The following is a 3,026-nucleotide window of genomic DNA, read 5'->3' on the forward strand; positions in this document are numbered from 1 at the left end:
GCCGAGCACCCGGCCGGCAACGGTCAGTGGGAGCGATACCGTCGCCTCGGTGTCGGCACGCAGCGTGCTGACGGAGTCGGGGTAGCGTTCGATCCACTGCGCGCGGCTGGCGAGCCATACCGGTTCGCCGGTGCGCGCCGCCTCCGCGAAGGGGAACGGGGCTTGCAGCGAGACCCGCGCGAAGCGGTCTAGCTCTAAAACTGCCGGACGTTGTTGACACTGGGGTCTCCGGACACTACGGAGATTCCACATGCCCCCATCGCTGCAACAGCAGCAGGACCGCCAGGCCCAGCGACGCCTGGCGGTCCTGCGCCACGCCGAGGAAGTCACCGGCAACGTCGCCCGCACCTGCCGGTACTACGGAATCAGCCGCAACTGCTTCTACAAGTGGAAGCGCCGCTACGAGGAGGAAGGCGTCGACGGCCTGCGCGACCGCTCCAGCCAGCCGCACCACTGCCCGAACGCGACCTCGGCCGACGTCGTCAACAAGATCGTCTACCTGCGGCAGAACTACCACTTCGGCCCGCTGAAGATCAAGATGTACCTGAAGCGGTACCACGACATCGACATCGCCCACTCGGCCGTCTACCGCATCCTCAAGAAGCTGGGCATGAACCGACTGCCGGCCTCCCAGCGCTACCAGCGCCGCGAAAAGCGCTACACCCGCTACGAGAAGCAGCTGCCCGGCAACCGCGTCCAGGTCGACGTGAAGTTCATCGAACCGATAGGCGTGCCCGAACAACCCGGGCCGCAGGCCGCCTCACCGATCACCGGCCAAGCCGTGAAAGTGCGCCGCCGCGCCAAGTACTACCAGTTCACCGCCATCGATGACTGCACCCGGCTACGGGTGCTGCGCATCTACCCGCGGTGCGATCAGAAGACCGCCATCCAGTTCCTCGACTACGTCCTGCAACGGCTACCGTTCCGCGTCGAGGTGATCCAGACCGACAACGGCGCCGAGTTCCAATCCGCCTTCCACTGGCACGTGCTGGACAAAGGCCTCGCCCATACCTACATCAAACCCCGCACACCACGCCTCAACGGCAAGGTGGAACGCTCCCACCGCATCGACGCCGAGGAGTTCTACCGGATGCTCGGCGGCGTCCTCATCGACGACGCCAACGTCTTCAACGACAAACTGCGCGAATGGGAGGACTACTACAACTACCATCGGCCCCACGGAGCCCTCGGCGGCCAAACCCCCTACGAACGCCTCAAGCAAAAAACCCAGACCCAGGTGTAACCAAACTCCGGCAGACGCACACCTAGCCGACGGCACGCACCCGTCGCTGGCCGGCGTCGGCGGATACAAGACGTACAACGGTCCGCTGCTGTACGACATCCACGTGTGGTGGCGCACTCTGGACATGGTTCGCCTTGTCGGGCGTATCGCCGCCGATCACGATTACACCGGCAGCTGGCTGCTCGGAATTGAGCTGGCGAATATGAAGGGCCGCAAGAGCAGCTTTACCAACACCGTGTCGGACAGCGAGCGGCTGCGCTCGACTTACCGCGCAGCCACCCGGCAGATCGTCGAGCACCCGACCGAGGTTACCGAAGGGCTCCTGCGCTTGATTTTCCGCGACTTCGGCGCGGAAGGGTCCCTGGAGCGGATCCTAATGCAGATGCAGACCAGCGACTGAATGGGTCTCGAACCCGCGAGCCTCACTATATCAAGAGGTGATTTTATGCGTCGCCCCTCACTGAACAGGCCATGAGGGGCGGGTGAGCGATGGCCAGTCACAGGACCGCGATGCAGTCGAACCCCGAGCCGAGCTCTCAGAGGTCGCCCGAGCGCAGCGGAGCGTGTCGGGGGAAGCAGGAAGCACGGTGACTATGAAGTGCGACACCAGAGCTATGAATCCGTGTGGCCGGGTGCCGCGCAGCAACGCTGTTTGGGCTTGTGGCTGGCCAGAACGTGGCTTCGCGGAGTAACCGCAGCGACACACCGCCACGCCATCACCCGCTGTCCTTCTTAACCCTCACGAAGAGACGGGCCGCCATCGAGGTGCTGATCCGCGTGATACGACTGATTGGAGTGAACGACCGATGACATCGTCATGGACTCCACCCCTCCCGCCCGAACTGCAGGGTGGTGACGCCCGGGCGTTCGCGGTCGGGGTCGACATGCTTGCGTTCGCCGACGGCTCGACGGTGCGCCTGCCCGCACCGGGCGTCACAGCAGTCGTCGGCGCGAACAATTCCGGCAAGTCCACCTTGTTGCGGGAGATCTACATGGCGCTCGTTCGCGAGCTATACGTCGAGCCCCATCAATTCCTCCTACTCAAGGCACTGGAACTCAGGCGCAGCGGTTCGGCTTTGGACATGATCGACTGGCTCGCTCAGCACGTGACACGCGTACCGCACTCGCGTCAGGGAACGCAGATCGGGTTCATGGGTCAGTTCCAGAATCAGGCCGAAGATCCCAAGACACTGCACGACCTCTGGGCCATGCTCCAAACGCACCGTGACCGCCTAGCCAGCTTCCATCAGTACTTCGCCTACCACCTGACCGCGGAGACTCGCCTCGGGCTGACCGCGCCGCAGCCGCGGCGCAACAGCTTCACCGATCCGGCCGTGCAGCCGGTCCATTACCTCGAGGACGACCCGGAAGCACTCTCGAAGATCAAGGCGTTGTCCGAGAGGCTTTTCCGGCAGACGCTGACGCTCGACCTACTCAGCAACCACCTGCGCCTTCGCGTAGGTAAGCCAGCCGTCGAGGCCCCACCGATCGACGCGCTCACTCGAGAATACCAGCAGGCGCTTGCGGAGCTGCCCAACCTCTTCGAGCAGGGCGACGGGATGAAGAGCCTGCTCGGACTCCTGGTGCCGGTGGTCACCGCGGCGCGCCCGATCTTCATCATCGACGAGCCCGAGGCGTTCCTGCATCCCCCGCAGGCCGCCGCGCTCGGGCAGGTACTCGGCGAACTGGCCACCGAGAACCGTATCCAGATCATCCTGGCGACCCACGATCGCAACCTGCTGACCGGGCTGCTGCAATCCGAAGCGGACATCTCCGTGGTGCG

At 64.3% G+C, this 3,026-nt stretch carries 4 protein-coding genes; all 4 read left to right on the forward strand.

Features of this window, described 5'->3' with window-relative positions; translation table 11 throughout:
* The coding region (locus tag VFA16_RS00470) for a hypothetical protein (protein WP_324965930.1) at positions 1-192 on the forward strand (192 nt) is incomplete at its 5' end.
* Between the two features lie 58 nt (positions 193-250).
* The gene (locus VFA16_RS00475; protein ID WP_324965931.1) at positions 251-1,243 is read left to right on the forward strand and encodes an IS481 family transposase; all 993 of its coding nucleotides are present in this window, start codon (positions 251-253) and stop codon (positions 1,241-1,243) included.
* Positions 1,244-1,346: 103 nt separating this feature from the next.
* Positions 1,347-1,643 (forward strand): hypothetical protein, encoded by a 297-nt coding sequence (locus VFA16_RS00480; protein WP_324965932.1) that lies wholly within the window; start codon positions 1,347-1,349, stop codon positions 1,641-1,643.
* 511 nt (positions 1,644-2,154) lie between these two features.
* Positions 2,155-3,026, forward strand: an 872-nt coding sequence (locus VFA16_RS00485; RefSeq protein WP_324965933.1) for an ATP-binding protein, incomplete at its 3' end; no start/stop codon positions are given.

It is taken from the genome of Mycobacterium sp., assembly GCF_035653355.1.
In the GTDB taxonomy this organism is placed as follows: domain Bacteria; phylum Actinomycetota; class Actinomycetes; order Mycobacteriales; family Mycobacteriaceae; genus Mycobacterium.